The sequence below is a fragment of the Acetobacterium wieringae genome (genome assembly GCF_001766835.1).
In the GTDB taxonomy this organism is placed as follows: Bacteria; Bacillota; Clostridia; order Eubacteriales; family Eubacteriaceae; genus Acetobacterium; species Acetobacterium wieringae.
The window spans coordinates 227,022-246,124 of sequence record NZ_LKEU01000010.1; the positions used below are offsets into that span (position 1 = coordinate 227,022).

At 44.5% G+C, this 19,103-nt stretch carries 15 protein-coding genes and 1 rRNA gene; 10 read left to right on the top strand and 6 right to left on the bottom strand.

The genetic code is table 11. The features are described from left to right. Window positions 1-31 precede the first annotated feature (31 nt). Window positions 32-1,954, bottom strand: coding sequence for an aconitate hydratase (locus ACWI_RS01550; protein WP_070369669.1), 1,923 nt, complete (start codon window positions 1,952-1,954; stop codon window positions 32-34). A gap of 203 nt (window positions 1,955-2,157) precedes the next feature. Here ACWI_RS01550 and ACWI_RS01555 point away from each other — a divergent pair, with 203 nt between their 5' ends. From ACWI_RS01555 to ACWI_RS01590, 8 genes are all read left to right on the top strand, one after another. Continuing rightward, a complete protein-coding gene (locus ACWI_RS01555) occupies window positions 2,158-3,003 on the top strand; it encodes a YihY/virulence factor BrkB family protein (RefSeq protein WP_070369670.1) in 846 nt (281 codons plus the stop codon). Next, window positions 3,000-3,854: a YihY/virulence factor BrkB family protein gene (locus ACWI_RS01560; protein WP_070369671.1), complete on the top strand. Its 855-nt coding sequence runs from the start codon at window positions 3,000-3,002 to the stop codon at window positions 3,852-3,854. Before ACWI_RS01555 ends, ACWI_RS01560 begins: the two co-directional genes overlap by 4 nt. A gap of 134 nt (window positions 3,855-3,988) precedes the next feature. Further along, window positions 3,989-5,899, top strand: coding sequence for a 1,4-alpha-glucan branching protein GlgB (gene glgB / locus ACWI_RS01565; protein WP_070369672.1), 1,911 nt, complete (start codon window positions 3,989-3,991; stop codon window positions 5,897-5,899). A 27-nt stretch (window positions 5,900-5,926) separates the two neighbouring features. Next, the gene (locus ACWI_RS01570; protein ID WP_070369673.1) at window positions 5,927-8,353 is read left to right on the top strand and encodes a glycogen/starch/alpha-glucan phosphorylase; all 2,427 of its coding nucleotides are present in this window, start codon (window positions 5,927-5,929) and stop codon (window positions 8,351-8,353) included. A gap of 12 nt (window positions 8,354-8,365) precedes the next feature. Continuing rightward, a complete protein-coding gene (locus tag ACWI_RS01575; RefSeq protein WP_070369674.1) occupies window positions 8,366-9,490 on the top strand; it encodes a glucose-1-phosphate adenylyltransferase in 1,125 nt (374 codons plus the stop codon). Window positions 9,491-9,505: 15 nt separating this feature from the next. Further along, window positions 9,506-10,618 carry a glucose-1-phosphate adenylyltransferase subunit GlgD gene (glgD, locus tag ACWI_RS01580; protein WP_070369675.1) on the top strand — a complete coding sequence of 371 codons (1,113 nt, stop codon included), beginning with the start codon at window positions 9,506-9,508 and terminating at the stop codon, window positions 10,616-10,618. Further along, complete coding sequence (glgA, locus tag ACWI_RS01585) at window positions 10,619-12,034, top strand: glycogen synthase GlgA (RefSeq protein WP_070369676.1); 1,416 nt, start codon at window positions 10,619-10,621, stop codon at window positions 12,032-12,034. A gap of 7 nt (window positions 12,035-12,041) precedes the next feature. Further along, a complete protein-coding gene (locus ACWI_RS01590) occupies window positions 12,042-13,925 on the top strand; it encodes an alpha-amylase family glycosyl hydrolase (protein WP_070369677.1) in 1,884 nt (627 codons plus the stop codon). A gap of 113 nt (window positions 13,926-14,038) precedes the next feature. Here ACWI_RS01590 and ACWI_RS01595 read toward each other — a convergent pair whose 3' ends face one another. Beyond that, window positions 14,039-14,479 carry a DUF6618 family protein gene (locus ACWI_RS01595; protein ID WP_070369678.1) on the bottom strand — a complete coding sequence of 147 codons (441 nt, stop codon included), beginning with the start codon at window positions 14,477-14,479 and terminating at the stop codon, window positions 14,039-14,041. Between the two features lie 86 nt (window positions 14,480-14,565). Further along, on the bottom strand, window positions 14,566-15,003 hold the full coding sequence (locus ACWI_RS01600; protein ID WP_242871557.1) for an ATP-binding protein: 438 nt from the start codon (window positions 15,001-15,003) through the stop codon (window positions 14,566-14,568). On the opposite strand from ACWI_RS01600, the gene ACWI_RS18365 reads away from it, so the two are divergent. Beyond that, window positions 14,990-15,181 (top strand): glycogen/starch/alpha-glucan phosphorylase, encoded by a 192-nt coding sequence (locus ACWI_RS18365; protein WP_242871558.1) that lies wholly within the window; start codon window positions 14,990-14,992, stop codon window positions 15,179-15,181. The genes ACWI_RS01600 and ACWI_RS18365 overlap by 14 nt on opposite strands. Before the next feature lie 149 nt (window positions 15,182-15,330). Here ACWI_RS18365 and ACWI_RS01605 read toward each other — a convergent pair whose 3' ends face one another. Continuing rightward, a complete protein-coding gene (locus ACWI_RS01605; RefSeq protein WP_070369679.1) occupies window positions 15,331-15,960 on the bottom strand; it encodes a corrinoid protein in 630 nt (209 codons plus the stop codon). Between the two features lie 26 nt (window positions 15,961-15,986). Further along, window positions 15,987-16,985 (bottom strand): uroporphyrinogen decarboxylase family protein, encoded by a 999-nt coding sequence (locus ACWI_RS01610; RefSeq protein ID WP_070369680.1) that lies wholly within the window; start codon window positions 16,983-16,985, stop codon window positions 15,987-15,989. A gap of 215 nt (window positions 16,986-17,200) precedes the next feature. Between ACWI_RS01610 and ACWI_RS01615 the strand changes: the two genes are divergently transcribed. Beyond that, on the top strand, window positions 17,201-18,754 hold the full coding sequence (locus ACWI_RS01615) for a PucR family transcriptional regulator (RefSeq protein WP_070369681.1): 1,554 nt from the start codon (window positions 17,201-17,203) through the stop codon (window positions 18,752-18,754). Window positions 18,755-18,982: 228 nt separating this feature from the next. On the opposite strand, the gene rrf is transcribed toward ACWI_RS01615, so the two are convergent. Beyond that, window positions 18,983-19,099: ribosomal RNA gene (rrf, locus tag ACWI_RS01620) — 5S ribosomal RNA — on the bottom strand. Window positions 19,100-19,103: the final 4 nt, after the last annotated feature.

The following is a 19,103-nucleotide window of genomic DNA, read 5'->3' on the forward strand; positions in this document are numbered from 1 at the left end:
GATTTATTTTGTTATATCTGACTATTTTAGATTATTTTTTTAATTTAATCAGGTTGATCAACCCACCGGCCAACAGCATTTCTTTTTGGCGCTCTGAAACTTCCAGCAGCATTACATAGGTTAACCCTTTGGTTTTATTAATCAGGTTGGCCCGTCCTGATTTAACTGCCTCCAGAGCATTTTCAATGACCAGTTCGTCATTTAGTTCAATGGTATCATAATCGGCTTCGTTTTCAAATACCAGTGGCAGAATGCCGTTATTGATGAGATTGTTTTTATGAATCCGGGCAAAGGATTTAACTGCCACCCCTTTAATCCCCAAATAAACCGGTGCTAAAGCCGCATGCTCCCGGCTGGAACCCTGCCCATAGTTGGAGCCGCCAACTATAAAACCGCCGCCATTATCCAGGGCTCGCTGTGGGAATTCGGCATCACAAGGGGCCAGACAATAGTTTGACAGATAGGGAATGTTGGAGCGATAGGGCAGTAATTTGGCATTGGAAGGCATGATATGATCCGTGGTGATATTATCTTCGACCACAATTAGGGCTTTTCCAGCAACCGTATTTTTAAGCGGCTGGGTGGCTGGGAAGGGTTTGATGTTTGGCCCTTTGATGACTTCCACATCAACACCTTCCGGTGCCGGTGCCATCACCATAGTATCGTTCAGTAAAAAGTGATCCGGCATCGCAATTTCCGGCAAATCAATTTTTCCCAAAGGATTGGTCAGCACCCCTTCCAGGGCGGATATCGCTGCTGCTTCAGGGCTTAACAGGTAGACATCGGCAGAAGGCGTACCCGAGCGACCAAAGAAGTTCCGGTTGAAGGTTCGCAGCGACACAGCATTCGTCGATGGTGCCTGGCCCATCCCAATACAGGGTCCGCAGCCGCATTCCAGCACCCGGGCGCCAGCATTTAGCAGATCGGCCAAAGCGCCGTTTTCGGCCAACATGGTCAATACTTGTTTTGAGCCTGGCGCAATCACCAGCGAAACATTCTCAGCCACGGTTTTGCCTTTAACAATGGCAGCCACCTTCATCAAATCCAACCAGGATGAGTTGGTACAGCTGCCAATCGCCACCTGATTAACCGCCAAACCTTCAATTTCCGAAATTTTAACCACCTTGTCGGGACTGTGCGGACAGGCAGTCAGTGGTTCTAAGGCATCCATATCAACCGTGACGACTTCATCATAGATGGCATCGGCATCAGCGGATAGTTCAATATAATCCCCGCCACGGCCCTGAGCTTCTAAAAATACCCGGGTCATTTCATCGGATGGAAATACCGAGGTGGTTGCCCCCAATTCGGCGCCCATGTTGGTAATTGTGGCCCGTTCCGGTACGGTCAGGGTCTTTACCCCGTCTCCTGTGTATTCAAACACCTTATTGACCCCGCCTTTAACGGTACATTGACGTAACACTTCCAGGATCACATCCTTGGAGGATACACCGGTGCGCAGCTTGCCGATTAATTCCACCTTAACCACTTTGGGCATGGTGATATAATAAGGGTCGCCAGCCATGGCCACAGCCACATCCAGACCACCAGCCCCAATGGCCAGCATCCCGATGCCGCCACCGGTGGGCGTATGACTATCCGATCCTAACAGCGTATCGCCCGGTACTCCAAAGCGTTCAATCTGAACCTGGTGGCAAATGCCGTTGCCCGGTTTTGAATAATAAACGCCATGTTTTTTGGCCACGCTCTGAATATAGCGGTGATCATCCATGTTTTCCGGGCCTTCCTGGAGCATGTTGTGATCAATATAGGCCAAGGATTTTTTGGTTTTAACCCGGGGCACCTCCATGGCTTCAAACTGCAAATAGGCCATGGTTCCGGTGGAGTCCTGGGTCAGGGTCTGGTCAATCCGAATTCCAATTTCTTCACCTTTGATCATTTCTCCCACTACAAGGTGCGCCGCAATAATCTTCTCTGTTAACGTTTTTCCCATTTAATTTACTATTTCCTTTCCATACTGCTATTTTCTGAATTTTTCGGTGTGATGTGCTTGTTCTAAACTATCGATTTTTATTATACCATCTTTTTTTCCAACTTTCCATTTTTTACTTTAGCGGTTTGACTTCAATTTAAATCGAAACTATGTTATACTGTGATTCAATCAATTCAAGTTTATAAGTGGATTTGGAGGAGCTCATGACGTTTCTTAAATGCTTCAGCCGCTTTTTATTTGTCCAGGGAAGAAAGAATAATATTATCAACCTTTCGGCTCAGATGTCCTATCGAACCCTGTCGGCATTTGTTCCTTTTTTGATGTTGCTCTACAGTTTCATCAACTGGTTTTCCGCCAGTGTCAACGAAACCCTGATTTTTGCCTTTTCAAAAATACTACCGCAATCGATAATGAATTATGTTAATCTGGCCATGGAAAATGCCAACACCATTTCGTTTTCATTGGGTACCAATCTGATCCTCGGATTTTTCATTTTATATGTTTCCGTTTCAGCCATGCATTCCCTGATCACTTCTTTAAACCGGATCTTTGGCCAAAAAGAAACCCGGGGCATTGTTGCGCTCTGGATCCAATCGATTCTATATCTGTTTTTATTTCTGTTGATTATCTTTTTTACGGTTTTTTTCTATCTATTCGGTGAAAAACTGCTTTCATTTATTTTTAACGCTCTGAATTTATCGCAATTTTTTGCAGTTTTTATCATTCTCTTTACGTTGCTTTATCTGCTTATTGTGCCGACCCTGATCTTTACACTGATTTATATGTATGCTCCCAAAAACCATCTTGGTTTTTGGGAAGCCCTGCCAGGCGGCGCTTTTGTCAGCATCAGCTGGTTTATCATTCTGTTTCTCTATGCCCTGTTTGCCGATACCGTCCTTGATTTCAACAGCTTTTTCATTAATTTACAAGGGCCCTTCTCATTGTTTTTTGTTGTCTATCTGATCTGTTTCAGCCTTACCTTAGGCGGCGTTGTGAATCTTTACGGAACAAAACCATCATTATTTTGTGAAACGGAGGCCGCCAAATGACCGAACGGATCATGAATTTAAAACTTGTGAAACTGATCAACTTTATCCGAGAGGATTTCGAAAAAACAGATTTTTCAGGAATCTGCACGCAAATGTCATTTTACCTGTTGTTGGCTTTTTTCCCCTTACTGCTTTTTCTGATTTCATTTATCGGAAATTTTATCAAACCCTTCGAAACCTATCTCTATGAAATTTTAGAAACATTTTTGCCAGAACTTTCCTATGAATATGTAACCAGTTTACTAAACAGCCTGATCAGTCAGGTTTCCGATTCCCAGTACAGTCTGATTCTTCTGGCTTTCTTCTTTTCGTCCCTGGCCACCCGGGCAGTCATGATCGGTATCAATCAAACCTATGGCCGGGAAGAAACCCGAAGCCTTAGAGAAATCTGGCTCTATTCGTTTCTGTTTACGATTCTTTTCACGCTGGCTATTTTATTAATTGCAGTCGCCTATATTTTCAGTGCAGACTTCGGTGCTGTTATTTTTCAGAAAATTGGGTTATATACTTATTATTATCCGGTTCTGAGTTTTTTTGCGATTGCTTTTTCCTGGATCGTTTCAACCTTTATTTTTAATATGATCTATGTCATGGCCCCCGCACAACCCTTAAAGCTTAAAAGCGGTTTTCCCGGAGCCCTGTTTGCCACCCTGGGACTTAATATCGCTTTTCGTGTTTTTACCTTATTTATCAATCATTCCACCAAATATAGTACACTCTATGGCAGCCTGGGTGGACTCTTTGCCCTGATGGTGGCCATCTACTTTATTTGTGTCATTTTGAATCTGGGGGGGAAGATCAATCTGTACTGGTCGTTATATCAAAACGATGAATTGCCATTCCCTTTTTAGCCACGACTTTAGGTTTAAGATTGTCAAAAATATTTTTTATTTAGAAAGATGTCCGATCAATAACAGGACTTGTGATAAAATAACAGGTGTTTAATTCACCCGATTCCAACCACATATGAAAGGACACATCTACCATGAAAAAAACCGATGTCCATACAGATTTAGCCACTAACCGGCGTTTTCTCAGTTACCACTATTTTGGTGCCCACCTGAATGAAAAAGGGGTCACTTTTCGGGTTTGGGCCCCCTATGCCCAGAGTGTTTCGGTTGTTGGAGATTTTAACCACTGGAACATCACCGATCATCCCATGAAACCTGTTTCTGGCGCCCATGGAATTTGGGAACTGTTTATTCCGGAGCTTTCGCAAGGTCTGCTTTATAAATATGCGGTTCGCCAAAAAGATGGTGAACTGGCCTATAAAGCCGATCCTTACGGGTTCTATAGTGAGGTTAAACCCAAAACCGCCTCCATTATCTGGGAACTTGATGGTTATATCTGGCAGGACGACGCCTGGTGCCAAAAAAGAAACCAAACCAATTGGCTCAAAATGCCGGTCAATATTTACGAAGCCCATCTGGGTAGCTGGAAACGCAGTGATACCGGTGACTATCTGACCTACCATGAGCTGGCTGACCAGTTGGTTCCCTATCTGACCGAAATGCATTATACCCATATCGAGTTGATGCCGATTATGGAACATCCCTTTGACGGTTCATGGGGTTATCAACTGACCGGTTATTATGCTGCTACCAGCCGCTATGGCGATCCCCAGGGCCTGATGCACTTCATTGATTGTTGTCACCAGGCTGGCATCGGGGTCATTCTGGATTGGGTACCCGGTCACTTCTGCAAAGATGATCAGGGTTTGCGTCATTTTGACGGTACCTGCCAATACGAATTTTCCGAACACCAGCAATGGGGGACGATGGTCTTTGATTACGGTAAACCGGAAGTCATCGATTTTCTCATCTCCAATGCCTATTTCTGGTTTGACCGTTACCATGTCGATGGACTGCGCATCGATGGAGTGGCCAGCATGATTGAACTAAACCACGGACTTGATGGCGAACCTTACCGCAATGCTCAGGGTGGCACCGATCGTCTGGAAGCGCTGGCCTTCCTCCGGGAACTGAATACCATTATTTTTCGGGATTTTCCCTTTGCCATTATGTCAGCCGAAGATTCCACTGCCTATCCGATGGTCACCTGGCCGGTGGACAAGGGCGGCCTGGGCTTCAACTTGAAATGGGACATGGGCTGGATGCATGATACCCTGGATTATATGAAAACCGATCCAATGTTTCGGAATCGCTTCCATAATCTGTTGACCTTTTCGATGGCCTATGCCTTTAATGAGAACTTCATCCTGCCCCTTTCTCACGATGAAGTGGTTCACAGCAAACGAACCATCCTTGACAAAATGTTTGGGGATTACAATATGAAATTCGACCAATTCCGCCTTCTCTTTGGGTATTTAATAACCCATCCAGGCAAAAAACTGTCGTTTATGGGGAACGAGTTTGCCCCCTTCCTGGAATGGCGGGTGGATGAATCACTGGAATGGTTCCTCCTGGATTATCCCAAACACCGGGAAATTCACACCTACATGAAAGAACTCAATAAGTTTTATCGTAAAGAAAAAGCCCTCTGGACTGATGACCACAGCTGGGAAGGTTTTGAGTGGCTGGAACCCAACAACAGCGAACAAAGCATTCTTATTTTTAAACGAATGAGTGCCGAGGAAAAAGATACGCTGATCACCATTATCAACTTCTGTCCACTAAGCTATACCGATTATCAAATTGGCGTTCCGGCTGACAGCAATTATCGGTTGGCCTTTAATTCCGATGACACCACTTATGGTGGGACTGGTTTTAAAATGAAAAAAAGCATGAAAGCCCAGCCTGTCCCGCTTCATGGTCAGGATTATTCGGTTTCCATCAATATCCCGCCTTCCGCCATGGTTGTTTTAAAAGCGGTTGTCCCCCGGACAAGCACCAAAAACAAACCGGTACCGGATAAAAAAACAAAAATTAAAAAATAAAGACTCTCTTTGTCGAAAGGAACAACCATGAATTCTTCAGAACGAGAAAAAATAAAAGCCGCTTATAAGGCCACCTTTACCAAGAAAATCGAAGAAGTTTCAGGAAATTGTCTGGCTGAAGCGTCCCTACTTAAACAATACCAGGCCCTGGCTGAAATGGTGATGGAAAGCATCACCTCCCAATGGGCAAAAACCAACACCCTCTATAACAAAAATGAATCCAAGCAAGTTTACTTTTTTTCCATCGAGTTTTTGATTGGACGGCTGATGAAGTCCTATCTCAGTAATTTAGGGGTGGAAGACCTGGTTCAGGAGTGCTCCGTGGAAATGGGGCTGGATTATGAAGCCATTCTTGCCCAGGAGTCTGACCCCGGGTTGGGCAATGGCGGTCTGGGACGATTAATGGCCTGCTATCTGGATTCTTCTTCAGCCATGGGAATGCCCGCCCACGGTAATGGCATCCGTTATAAATACGGGCTGTTTGAACAACGCATTATCAATGGCGAACAGATTGAAGTGGCCGACAACTGGCTTAAAAACGGCTATCCTTTTGAAATCCGCAATCCGGATAAGTCGGTGATTGTTAAATACTACGGCCAGATTCATTCCGAAAACATCAATGGCAATCTGACCTTTGTCCACGAAAACTACGAACCGATTATGGCCGTTCCCTATGATGTTCCGATCAAGGGCTACCGCAATGAAACCGTGAATTCGCTGCGACTGTGGAGTGCCGAGCCACTGGAAGCCTTTGATCTGCCCAGTTTTAATCAGGGCCATTTTTTAAACGCAGTTCGGCATAAGTCTGAAGCCGAAGCCATCAGCCAGATTCTTTATCCCAATGACAATGGCTTTGACGGCAAACTTTTGCGTCTCAAACAGGAATACTTTTTTGTCTGCGCCGGGATCAAGCGAATTGTTGTGGATTTCAAACGTTCCAACAATAATTCGATGGATGGTTTTAGCGACAAAATTTGTATTCACATTAATGATACCCACCCGGCGCTATGCGGCCCCGAACTGATGCGGGTACTAATGGATGAAGAGGGCTTAGGTTGGGATGACTCCTGGAAAATTACCGTCGCCGCATTGAGCTTCACCAACCACACCGTATTACCGGAAGCCCTCGAAAAATGGCCGGTGGATATGATGAAGGATTTACTGCCGCGGATTTATATGATCATAGAAGAAATCAACCGCCGCTTTCTGATGGAACTGGATAACGAATTTCCCTACGATCTGGAGCGTAACCACAGCCTTTCCATTATTCGGGATAACTATGTTCATATGGCCAGTCTGGCGATCGTATCGAGTCATTCGGTAAACGGTGTGGCCGCCCTGCACAGCAAAATCCTCCGGGAAGAAACCTTCAACGGTTATTACCAGGTCTTTCCCAACCGATTCTACTCGGTAACCAATGGCGTCTCACCCCGACGCTTTCTGATGAACAGCAATCCGGAACTGAAAACATTGATTACTGAATCGATTGGCTCAGCCTGGGAACATAACCTGTTCCATCTGAAGAAGCTGCTAAACAATATTAACGATCCGGTTTTTTATGAAAAGTTTGATGGCGTCAAATTGGCAAATAAGATCCGACTCGCCAATTACATGGCCAGCCACAACAATATTAACGTCGATCCCCACTCAATTTTTGACATTCAGGTTAAGCGGATTCATGAATATAAGCGACAATTGCTAAACGCCCTCCATGTCCTCTATCTGTACAATCGACTCAAAGAAAATCCCAACCTGGAAATGGCCCCCCGAACCTTTATCTTTGCTGGCAAAGCGGCCCCCGGGTATTACTATGCCAAAGAAGTGATTAAACTGATCACCGCCATTGCCGAGCTGGTCAATACCGATCCGACCCTCCATGACAAATTGAAGGTGGTGTTCCTGGCCAACTTTAATGTCTCCCTGGCCGAGATCATCTATCCGGCAGCCAATATTTCCGAACAGATTTCAACAGCTGGCAAAGAAGCCTCTGGAACCGGAAATATGAAATTTATGATGAATGGCGCCATCACTCTAGGGACGATGGATGGGGCCAATATCGAAATTCTTGAAGCCGTTGGCCCCAGTAATATTGTCACCTTTGGTCTATCTGCCGATGAGGTACATAACTATCAGAAGTACGGCGGTTATCGCTCCATCGATATCTTTGAACAGGATCCCCGGATTCAGCAGGTTCTTCACCAACTGATTGACGGCACCCTGGGACATGGACTCAGCTTCCAGGCCATCTATGATTCACTGCTGTTGTACAACGATGGCTACTTTGTTCTAAAAGATTTCAGTGCCTACGCCGATGCTCAGAATCAGGTCGATCATCTTTTCCGCAATCCGACCATTTGGACTAAAATGTCCATCAGTAACGTCGCTAATTCCGGGATTTTCTCAAGTGATCGTTCGATTGCCGACTATCAACGAGAAATCTGGAAAATCATTTAAGGAGGTATCACTTTGAATACTGAATGTGTCGCTATGCTCCTGGCGGGAGGTCAGGGCAGCCGTCTCGGATCGCTGACTTTTAATAACGCCAAACCTGCTGTTTTATTCGGTGGAAAATATCGAATCATTGATTTTCCGCTTAGCAACTGTATGAATTCGGATATCGATGTGGTCGGAGTGTTAACCCAGTACCGCCCCTATATCCTCAATAATTATATTGGTGATGGCTCAGCCTGGGCCCTGGATCAGGTTCAAGGTGGCGTCCACATCCTGCCCCCCTATATGGGTCAGAAAGGGGGCCGCTGGTATTCAGGAACCGCCGATGCCATTTATCAGAACCTGGATTTTATCCACCGCTTCGATCCCGAATACGTGTTGATTCTGTCTGGTGATCATATTTACAAGATGGACTATTCCAAGATGCTGGCCTTTCACAAACAGAAAGAAGCCGACCTGACCATTGCCGTGATGGACGTCCCCTGGGAAGATGCTCACCGCTTTGGCATTGTCAACACCGATGAGGATCATTGCATCAAAGAATTTCAGGAAAAACCTGAACGCCCTAAAAGCAACAAAGCCTCCATGGGGATCTATATTTTTACCTGGAAAGAATTAAAAAAAGCGCTGCTTGACGATGCCGGAAACCGCGAATCGGAACACGACTTTGGCCATAATGTGATTCCCATGCTCCACGAAAGTGGCAAACGAATTTTCGCCTACCCCTACTCTGGTTACTGGCGGGATGTGGGCACCGTCCAAAGCTATTATGATGCCAATATGGATCTTTTGGATTGCGACTGCGATTTTGATCTCAGCGACCGTAATTTTCGAATTTTCTCCAACAACACCAGTCGCCATCCCCAATTTATTGGCCCCCAGGCCAAGATCAGCAACAGCCTGATCTGTGATGGCTGCATTATTTTTGGTAAAGTTGAGAACTCCATCTTGTCCCATGATGTGGTGATTCATAAAAAAACCAGCCTGAAAAATGTCATTGTGCATACCGGAGCGATCATTGAGGATGGTGCCATTTTAGAGAATTGTATCGTCGGGGCCCGGGCCAGAATTAAAGGCGATGCCCGCTATATTTCCGACCCCACCGAACCCGCTCCGGAAATACATGTCATCAATAACTGAAAGGATTGAGAACAAATGAAAAATGTTGCTGGACTTATCTTAAATGTCGATGGCGAGGATGACTCCCTAAAGGATTTTCTTTCCCATCGCAGCCTGAGCACCTTGCCTTTCGGCGGACGTTATCGCCTCATTGACTTTACCCTTTCCAATATGGTCAATTCTGGTTTATCCCATATCGGCGTCATCGGGTCTCATAAATACAGCTCCCTGGTCGATCATCTAGGGACTGGTAAAGAGTGGTCCCTGAGCCGAAAAACTCAGGATCTCTCAATCCTTTCGGGATCAAACAATTACCATATCGGACGGCTGATTAAGGTTAATCTCCGTAATCTTCAAAATAACCGGGGCTTTCTGGATGCCACTGGGGCCAAACATGTGCTGATTGCTACCCCCAATCTGGTCACTACCTTCGATTTTCGAAATGCCTATGATATCCATTTAAAAAATGACAGTGACATCACCCTGATTTTTAAGAAAGATGATCCCCTTTATCATCTCAAGGATAACGACCTCTATCTGGAATTTGCCAAAAACCGGGTCAGCGGTCTCCATTTCAAACGGGAACATACCACCGGACATTTTTTTACAGAGATGTTTTTTATCAAAAAATCCATTCTGATGGAATTACTGGATCTCAGTGAACGTACCGGTGACTGGGATTTGCTGGATATGATCAAATACAATATCGATACCCTCAGGGTTTTTGGCGCTCAGCATACCGGTTATATCAAACGGGTGAACTGCCTGGAGAACTATATGAAAACCAGTATGGATCTGCTGGAATATGAGATTATGCAGGAACTTTTCCTGGGCAAAAATTCCATCCATACCAAGATCAAAGATAACCATCCCACCCTCTATGAAGATCCCGCCCAGGTGTCCAATTCGATTGTCGGCAGCGGCTGCATCATTGAAGGAAACATTACTCACAGCATTATCTTCCGGGACACTAAAATGAATGTTGGTTCACATATCCAGAATAGTATCATCATGCAACGGTGTGATATCGGGCGAAATGTTAATCTGAATTATGTGGTCATGGACAAGGACACCAAAATCAGCGATCACACCACCTTAGTTGGCAAACCCCATGCTCCCATTGTTTTAAAGAAAGGCACGGTAATATAAATGTTAAACGTCCTATTTGTCACTTCTGAAGCATATCCTTTTTCAAAAAGTGGTGGATTGGGAGATGTGCTGGGCGCTCTGCCAAAATCCTTTCCTGACGATGTTAAAACCCAGGTAATCCTGCCATATTACAGCACCATTCCCGAAGAACTACGTCAAAAAATAAAGCCCCTTAAACACTTTCAGATGTGGATGTCCGATACTCTCCACTATTGCGGGCTTTTGACTGCTGAGCACGAAGGCGTTACCTTTTATTTTATCGATAATGAAGCCTTTTTCAAACGCCCCTCGCTTTACGGTTATTATGATGACGGTGAACGATTCAGCTTTTTTTGCCGAGCGGTGCTGGACTCCCTGCCACTGCTTGATTTTACTCCGGATATAGTTCACTGCAATGACTGGCAGACTGCTGCTGTGGCCTACCTGCTCAAACATCAGTACCGCCGCGCTTTTCCCGATACAAAGGTGGTTTTTACGATTCATAATATCCGTTATCAGGGTGTTTACGGCTTTCATGATATCAGCCCCTATCTCCACCTGGGCTTCTTACCCTCAGATTTGGAGTTTTATGGAAAAATCAATCTGATGAAGGGGGCGCTGTACGCCGCCGATCTGATCACCACCGTCAGTCCTACCTATGCTGCTGAACTGAAAGACCCTTATTATGGTGAAGGACTGGATGGCGTGATTCGTCACCTCGACCAACAGGTTGTCGGGATTCTCAATGGCATTGACGAATCCATTTACGATTCCAAGACCGATCCGGCTTTATTTGTTCCCTATGATAACCCGGAAAAAAAGAAAGTGGAAAACAAGAAAGCCCTACAGGAGTATTTCGATCTGCCCGTCCGGGGGGATGTCCCAATGGTCTCAATGATCACCCGGCTGGTTGAACAAAAAGGACTGGATCTGGTATCTAACGTTATTCATGAAATTTTGCAGCTGGATCTCCAGCTGGTGATTCTGGGAACTGGTGATGCCATTTATGAAAATTTGTTCCGTAGCATCGCCTACAACTACCCTGATAAAATGGTCACCATCATTGATTTTGATGAAGCGCTGTCCCGTAAAATCTATGCCGCCAGTGATTTCTTCCTGATGCCCTCCAAATTTGAGCCCTGCGGACTCTCCCAGATGATTGCCATGCGTTATGGCGCTGTCCCCATCGTTCGTGAAACTGGCGGCCTTAAAGATACCGTCACCTATTTTAACGCCAAGACAAAGAAAGGTAATGGTTTCAGCTTTGCAACCTACAACGCCCACGACATGCTTTTTACCATTCAACATGCCGTATCCCTATATCATAATTCTCCCGCAGCTTATAAAAAACTGGTAAAAAATGCCTATAACACCCATTTTGACTGGAAACAATCAGCTGATATTTATCTTTCATATTATAATAAATTAATGGAGTGATAAGATTATGAAATTTCGTCATCATTCATGGGAACTGGCCTTTCGATCGCCCTTTGGCGCACTGCCAATTGGCAATGCCGTCACACTGCGGGTTTATGCCACTGAAATTGAAAAATTAAAACTGCGAACCTTTTTTGATAACCAGGAAGTAACCCACCCGATGATCAAATCCCGGGATATCAATTATTGGGAGATCACTCTGGATATGCCCACAATTCCCGGCATCTTCTGGTATGACTTCAGCTTTGAATCCCGGGGCCGAGCCTATGCCTATGGCACCCAACACGATCACTTGGGGGGTGAAGGGCGGATTTATGAAACAAAACCGCCGTCTTTTCAAATTACGGTTTATGACCCGCAGCGACAGTCTCCAGCCTGGTATACCCAAGGTATCATGTACCAGATTTTTCCCGATCGTTTCCATCGAGGTGCCGACTTTGATCTGAACAATTTCCATCGGGATGCGATTCTCCATCCCAATTGGAGCGATACCCCCCACTATTTCCGGGAAAAAGACGGTGGTATCAAATACTGGGATTTTTTTGGCGGCACCCTGGAAGGGATCACCGAAAAACTGGACTATCTGCAAAGCTTGAACATCACCATTTTGTATTTGAATCCTATTTTTAAATCCCGTAGTAATCACCGTTATGACACTGGTGATTATATGACCATTGATCCCGCTTTAGGCACCCAGGAAAGCTTTGAAAGGCTGGCTTCCGAGTGTCAAAAACGGGGTATCGCCATCATTCTGGATGGGGTTTTCAGCCATACCGGTGATGACAGCCTATACTTCAATCGTTATGGGAATTATCCTGGGGTTGGTGCCTATCAATCAAAAGAATCTGATTACTATCCCTGGTATATCTTTTCTGATTATCCCGATACCTACTCATGCTGGTGGGGCGTTGATGCGATGCCAAATACTGACGAAATGCATCCCAATTTTCAGGCCTTTATCTATAAGAACAAGGATAGTGTGATCCGTCACTGGATGACTGCCGGCGCTTCTGGTTGGCGGTTGGATGTGGCTGATGAACTGCCGGATCCGTTTATCAAGGGTCTCAAAGCTGCCATGCTGGAGGAAAACCCTGACAGCATTCTGATTGGTGAAGTCTGGGAGGATGCCTCCCGCAAAGTCGCTTATGATGAGCTGCGCACCTATTTTTCCGGTTATGAATTGGATGCTGTCATGAACTACCCCTTTCGGGAAACCTTTATCGACTTCGTCCTTGGGGATAAAAGCTCCGGGCTCGCCGCCCGGATTATGATGTCCCTTTATGAGCACTATCCCCGGGATCAATTTATGGGGAATATGAACCTGATTGGTAGCCATGACCGACGACGAATCCTTAACGTCCTCGGCGAAGCCTATAAATTTTTAGGAAACCATTGCCATAAAACCTATCGGCTGGATGACACCCAATATGCCCTCGCCGTCAAACGCTTAAAGCTGCTCAGCCTGATTCAGTTTACTTTTCCAGGCGTCCCTTGCCTGTACTACGGTGATGAAGCTGGGGTTCAGGGTTTTGAAGATCCCTACAACCGACGTACCTATCCCTGGGGCAATGAAGATCAGGATCTGCTGGCCTGGTATCGGCTGATCACAAAACTCCGGGCCGATAATCCCGTCTTTCAAAATGGCTCGTGGAAACCCTATGAAGCCAGTGAAGATCTTTTCGTCTTTGAACGGCGGAATGAAGAATCCCGCTGTTTCTGTCTGTTTAACCGCAATTCGCGGGCGGTTCATTTGTTTAATCATCCGGATTTTGAAGGATGCCAAGGTATCGAATTAATCTCTGGAGAAGCCATCTCATTAAACCCAATTGTCCTTCAGCCCCTGTCATATGCAATTGTTATGGTCACCCCCAATACCTGTGCAGTGATTTAGCTAATCAATTTCCTGTATCTTAATACTCACACCTCTGAAGATTGCAGATATTGCAATCTTCTTTTTTTGTTCGCGAGGCATGTTGGCGAGCTAATGGTCTGAAAGAAGACCTGTCACCTGGCTAATTGGGAAGACAAGCTGTAAGCAAGGGCGTTTCCGGCGACGGAAGGGTCTGAAGGAAGCTGATGGCGGTTGTTGGAACGGAACGCAAGTGAACCAGTGTTGGTATATATGATGGATAACCTTTCAAAAAGTGGGGACGTCCGAAAATTAGCTGAATCATATATATTGTTGTCCGTCAAATTATAAGCACCACCATCCAGCATTTTCAGATTCCAGAAGGTATCGTTTAAAGCGGCAGGAGGGGTCGATACCCCGAGATCCGGGATGCATAAAAAGTTGCCGTGGGTATAGGTGCCGCAAATGATATGAAAAGAGCTGTTTCGGGCGGTCACGGTCAGCTCATAGGGGTCAACGGTTGTGATCAGTCGGACCTGTCCTGTCCAGGAAGCTTTCCCGGACAGGTTTTTGCAACAAGCGTAATCAAAAGTCATGCCTGCCCTCCTAAAGCTCAGTATCGCGTTAATGGCCTGCATCACGATATCGGCATCAATGGCGGCTGCTTTATGGCTTTCGCCGATCAAAAGACTGCGCTGGCGGGGGGTTCATGAATCCCCAGGCGCGGGGTTGAATTAAGGGCCGGCAGGATGGCCGCCCGATCTCTTGAATCCATCTCGAAGTTGAAAAGAATCTTCAGATCATTTAAGGTGGCGCTGTTGATATGGTTGGCTTCATCAATGATGATGACCGGTGTTTTGCGCTTTTCAAGGGTAAGACGGGAGATTTCCTCCTGAATAATCCGGAAATTATCGGGTTTCCGATAAGATGGTTGGGCCCCGAATTCGGTCGCCAGATAGCGATAGAAGTCATTGGGGGTCAGGGTGGAAAAGCTGGAGTAGATGACCTTGAATGAAGATTCATAACTGCAAAGGATTCGGATCTGATCGGAAAGACCAGTCTGAGAATAAGGGACAATCGCTGACAGCAGCAGGGCATGGGTTCTTTTGCAAAATGACACCTATTATATTTTAAAAGATTTTGATTCCTATGGAAAAGCTCAGAATCGGATTAACAATTTATTTAAAGACAAAAATAAATGGTTTGAAATGTCCCTAAATAACGTCGCTTATTCTGGTCTTTTTTCCAGTGACCGGGCAATTCTAGAGTATCAGAAAGATATTTGGAAAACCTTGTAGATTCTCCTTTTTCTTTTTTTATACGGAAGTCCGGCTCAGGTTTAACGCCAGCCGGACTTCCACTTTTTTCTCAATATTCCTCATTACCTGCTAAAAAAAACAGCCAATCATATAAAAATTGGCTGTTGATGATTTTCTACTTATTAAACTTAAGCACCAATAATTTCTTTAGCTTTACCCGCGGAGCTTCCGGCATCTGGGGCATAACCGTCAGCACCGATTTCATCGGCATATTCCTGAGTAACCGGCGCACCACCAACAATGACTTTCATTTTTGGATAAGCTGACTTAATGGTCTGCACCGCTTCTTTAAGAGCCGGCATGGTGGTGGTTAACAGACCGGAACAGGCAACCAGAACTACATTCTCATTTTCTTTAATGGCTGCCACGAATTTTTCGGCTGGTACATCCACACCCAGATCCACCATATCAAATCCTGAGCTTTCCAGCATCATAATAACCAGGTTTTTACCAATGTCGTGCAAATCTCCGGCAACGGTTCCCATAACACAGGTTCCCAGTGACGATGAACCATCACCGGCCATAATTGGTTTTAAGACTTCCACACCTTTTGACATGGCTTTGGCGGCAATGAGCATTTCCGGTACAAAGATCTCTCCAGAAGAGAACTTATCTCCAACCACACCCATAGAGGCAATCATGGCATCCAGAATATCCTGAGCTTTATCTCCGGCATCCAGAGCCTCCTGAACGGCTGCGGCCACTTTTTTTGATTTGCCTGTTTCGACTAAATTTTTTATTTCTGCGATTTTTGACATTGCTTTTCTCCTTAAAATGTTACTTTTTATTTAGCAAACATGATTTGACTCATTCGGTCAATTTCTTCTGTGACTGCTTCGTAAACGCCTTCATAGGTGCTTCCCGGTCCTCCCATGGTCAGTCCCGGGATAAAATAGGCAGTACCATTTTCACGGCATACCCGCTCTACTTCTTTTGCAATCTTTTCCCGGGTCCAGTCATGCCGATCCACAATACCGTTGTCAATACCACCCATAAAGGTGATCTTTCCATAGTACTGTTTAATCAATTCCGGAATGTTATTAGTAGACATAGCCCCCTGCCAGATATCAATACCCATTTCAATCATGGCTGGAACTAAGGTCGCGGCAAATGAATCGGAATGATGAACAATTATACATCCCTGTTCTTTGCAGTATCCATAGACCTTTTTATATGCAGGTAGGATAAATTCTTCAAACATTTCTGGAGAAATAAAAGTAGATAACTGACTGCCCCAGTCATCATGATGAAAGATTGCATCCGGTTTCATGTGTTTAATCAATTCTTTACAATATTCAAGTTCCCAATCCGCTAAAAAGTCAATAAGTTCATGAACGGCTTCTGGTTCTTCATAGAAATTCATTAACATATCCTGCATGCTCATAAAATAATGGAGCTTTTCAAAGATACCCGGTGCGATGAATGTCGTGACCAATTTATCATTTCGATCGACTTTTTCGATTTGTGCTTTTGTATCTGCCCATTCTTCATCTGAATAAACGATTTTAGGGGCTTTAATAACCTCTTTCCATTTGGTAACATCTTTTAAGATGACATGTTCCTGATCATGCACAGGAAAAGGACCCGGCGCTCCCATCGGATAACACACGGTTACGCCCCAGCCGTTTACTTCTGTATCTCCGGGTTTCATGGTATAGGCAAATCCGCCGATTCCCATAATAATGGGATCGAGAAAAAGTTCGAACGGTTCAAAGGAATTGACATATCGGTCTGGTTGACCACCATGGAGTGTTTCGAGTAAATTTTCTTTTTTTGTTAACATCTTATCGATATCCTTTCAGATTGAATCATTTTATTGATCATTTCAGGCGCCTACTGCATAATCAAAGTCGCAACTTACATTTTTTACGAAAATTCGTGATGGATTAATTATAGTCCAGAACGTCCTTAAAAGTAAATCCTACAATCTGATTGACAAATTTGTGAAAATTTAATATATTTTATACGAAATAAATTTTTGTGTAAGGAAGTAGCCAGATGCGTATCAGTGTTGTCGTCCTATTGAACCGATTAAAAAAATGGAACCCTGAGTACTTTCCAATTCAAGCCAGTGAAAAACCCTTATTAATTGGCGTCCAGCTCATGACCCCTGAAATGAAACCATTGGCGGATCATGCCTTAGTTGGCGATGCCAACATCTTTAATCAAATGACAGATTTATCTAAACAAACGCTCATCTGTATTGGGTCTCCTGACGAGACTGTAACAACAAAAAATAATTGCTTATGTTTATCCAGTGTTACCAGCCCTGCTGAGGTATACGTCGAAGTTCAAAAACTTTTTATGTCACTTGAACAATGGAATGAAGCTTTATTTTCAGGGATCATCAACAATTTGTCATTGGAAGAATTGTGCTTGCTGAGTGTTCCCATTTTCGAAAATCCAATCTTTATCCATGACACCAACTCAATTGTGCTGGCAAATGTCAACGAAATGCCCGGTCAGTTTTCCTGGCATTATGACGCTTCATCCAATCGACTCTCTTTACCCCTTGACATAATGAACGACTTTAAAATTTCATCGGAGTACCAGCAGACGATGAATACCGTCGGTGCCCAAATGTTCTCTGAACAACAGTTTGGTTACCGAATTTTATACATAAACTTATGGCTTGAAGACGCATACATTGGCAGAATCTGCGTCAGTGAACTTGGCCGAAAAATCGTTCCCGGAGATTATGAATTACTGGAATATTTTTCCAAAATGGTCCTTGCCAACCTCCGTAAAAGCGACACTCTTCAGTCGAACATTTCCAATGATCTTAAACAATCGCTGATCGAATTGCTGGAATTTAAAAAAACAAATGAAGTGGTGCTGATCAACCGCTTACAAGCATTTCAGTGGAAAATTGACGATCATTATCGTTGTGTCACAATTTATCTTCAGGAACGGGATTATTCCACCTATGCCAATGAATTCAATTGTCATAAGTTGGAAAAACTATTTCCTGATTTTTGTATTTTTTTGTATCAGGATCGCATTATCATTGTCGCCAACTTCGGCAAAAGCACCTCTAAAGAAACTGATTTTTTCCGGGAACTGGCAGTTTTTCTTCGAGAGGGGCTTTTAAAAGCAAGCATCAGTTCAGTTGGCCATGATTTTCGATTGTTTTATTATCATTATCTTCAAACTGATATTGCTTATCGTATTGGTTCCCGCCGAGATCCCATGTCATGGATTTATAAGTTCAATGATTATAAGCTACATTATATACTTGAACAGGCTACAAACGAGCTGATGCCGCTGATGCTATGTGAATCCCATTTACTTAACCTGCGTGCCTATGATCTGACACATAAATCAGGCTTATTTGATACGCTCCGCACCTATTTGGAGAATGAACGCAATTTAGCGGAAACAACCCGAATGCTATTTGTTCACAGAAGCACTTTGCTCTATCGGATTAAAAAAATCAAGTCTTTACTTAACTTAAATCTGAACGATCCCCAAATCCGGCTACACTTGTTGCTCTCCTATGAGCTTCTCGATAACATTCCAATGGAGGGCTTGATCGAATCGAGTAATAATTAAATATTCCCTAGAGAAAAGATTTTCACGATCATTTTGAATCAGTCTCTTAATTTCACTACCTCATGCGGCACTTCGCCGTCTCCGCTGCGCTGCGTCTCAGTCGCGTCAGTCGCCAGATGGCTCCTTCCTAAAAAATACAAAAAGAGCGGTGAAAGAACAAATAAATTTGCTCCTTCACCGCTCTTTTTATATTTTTCGCCGCATGGCTCGTTGTTTCACGCAAAAAAAATCCCGCAACGTCCTATCCTCCCAGGCAGTTGCCCACCAAGTACTTTCGGCGCTGGAAGACTTTACTTCTGTGTTCGGTATGGGAACAGGTGTGGCCCTTCCGCCATCGTCGCGAGATTAA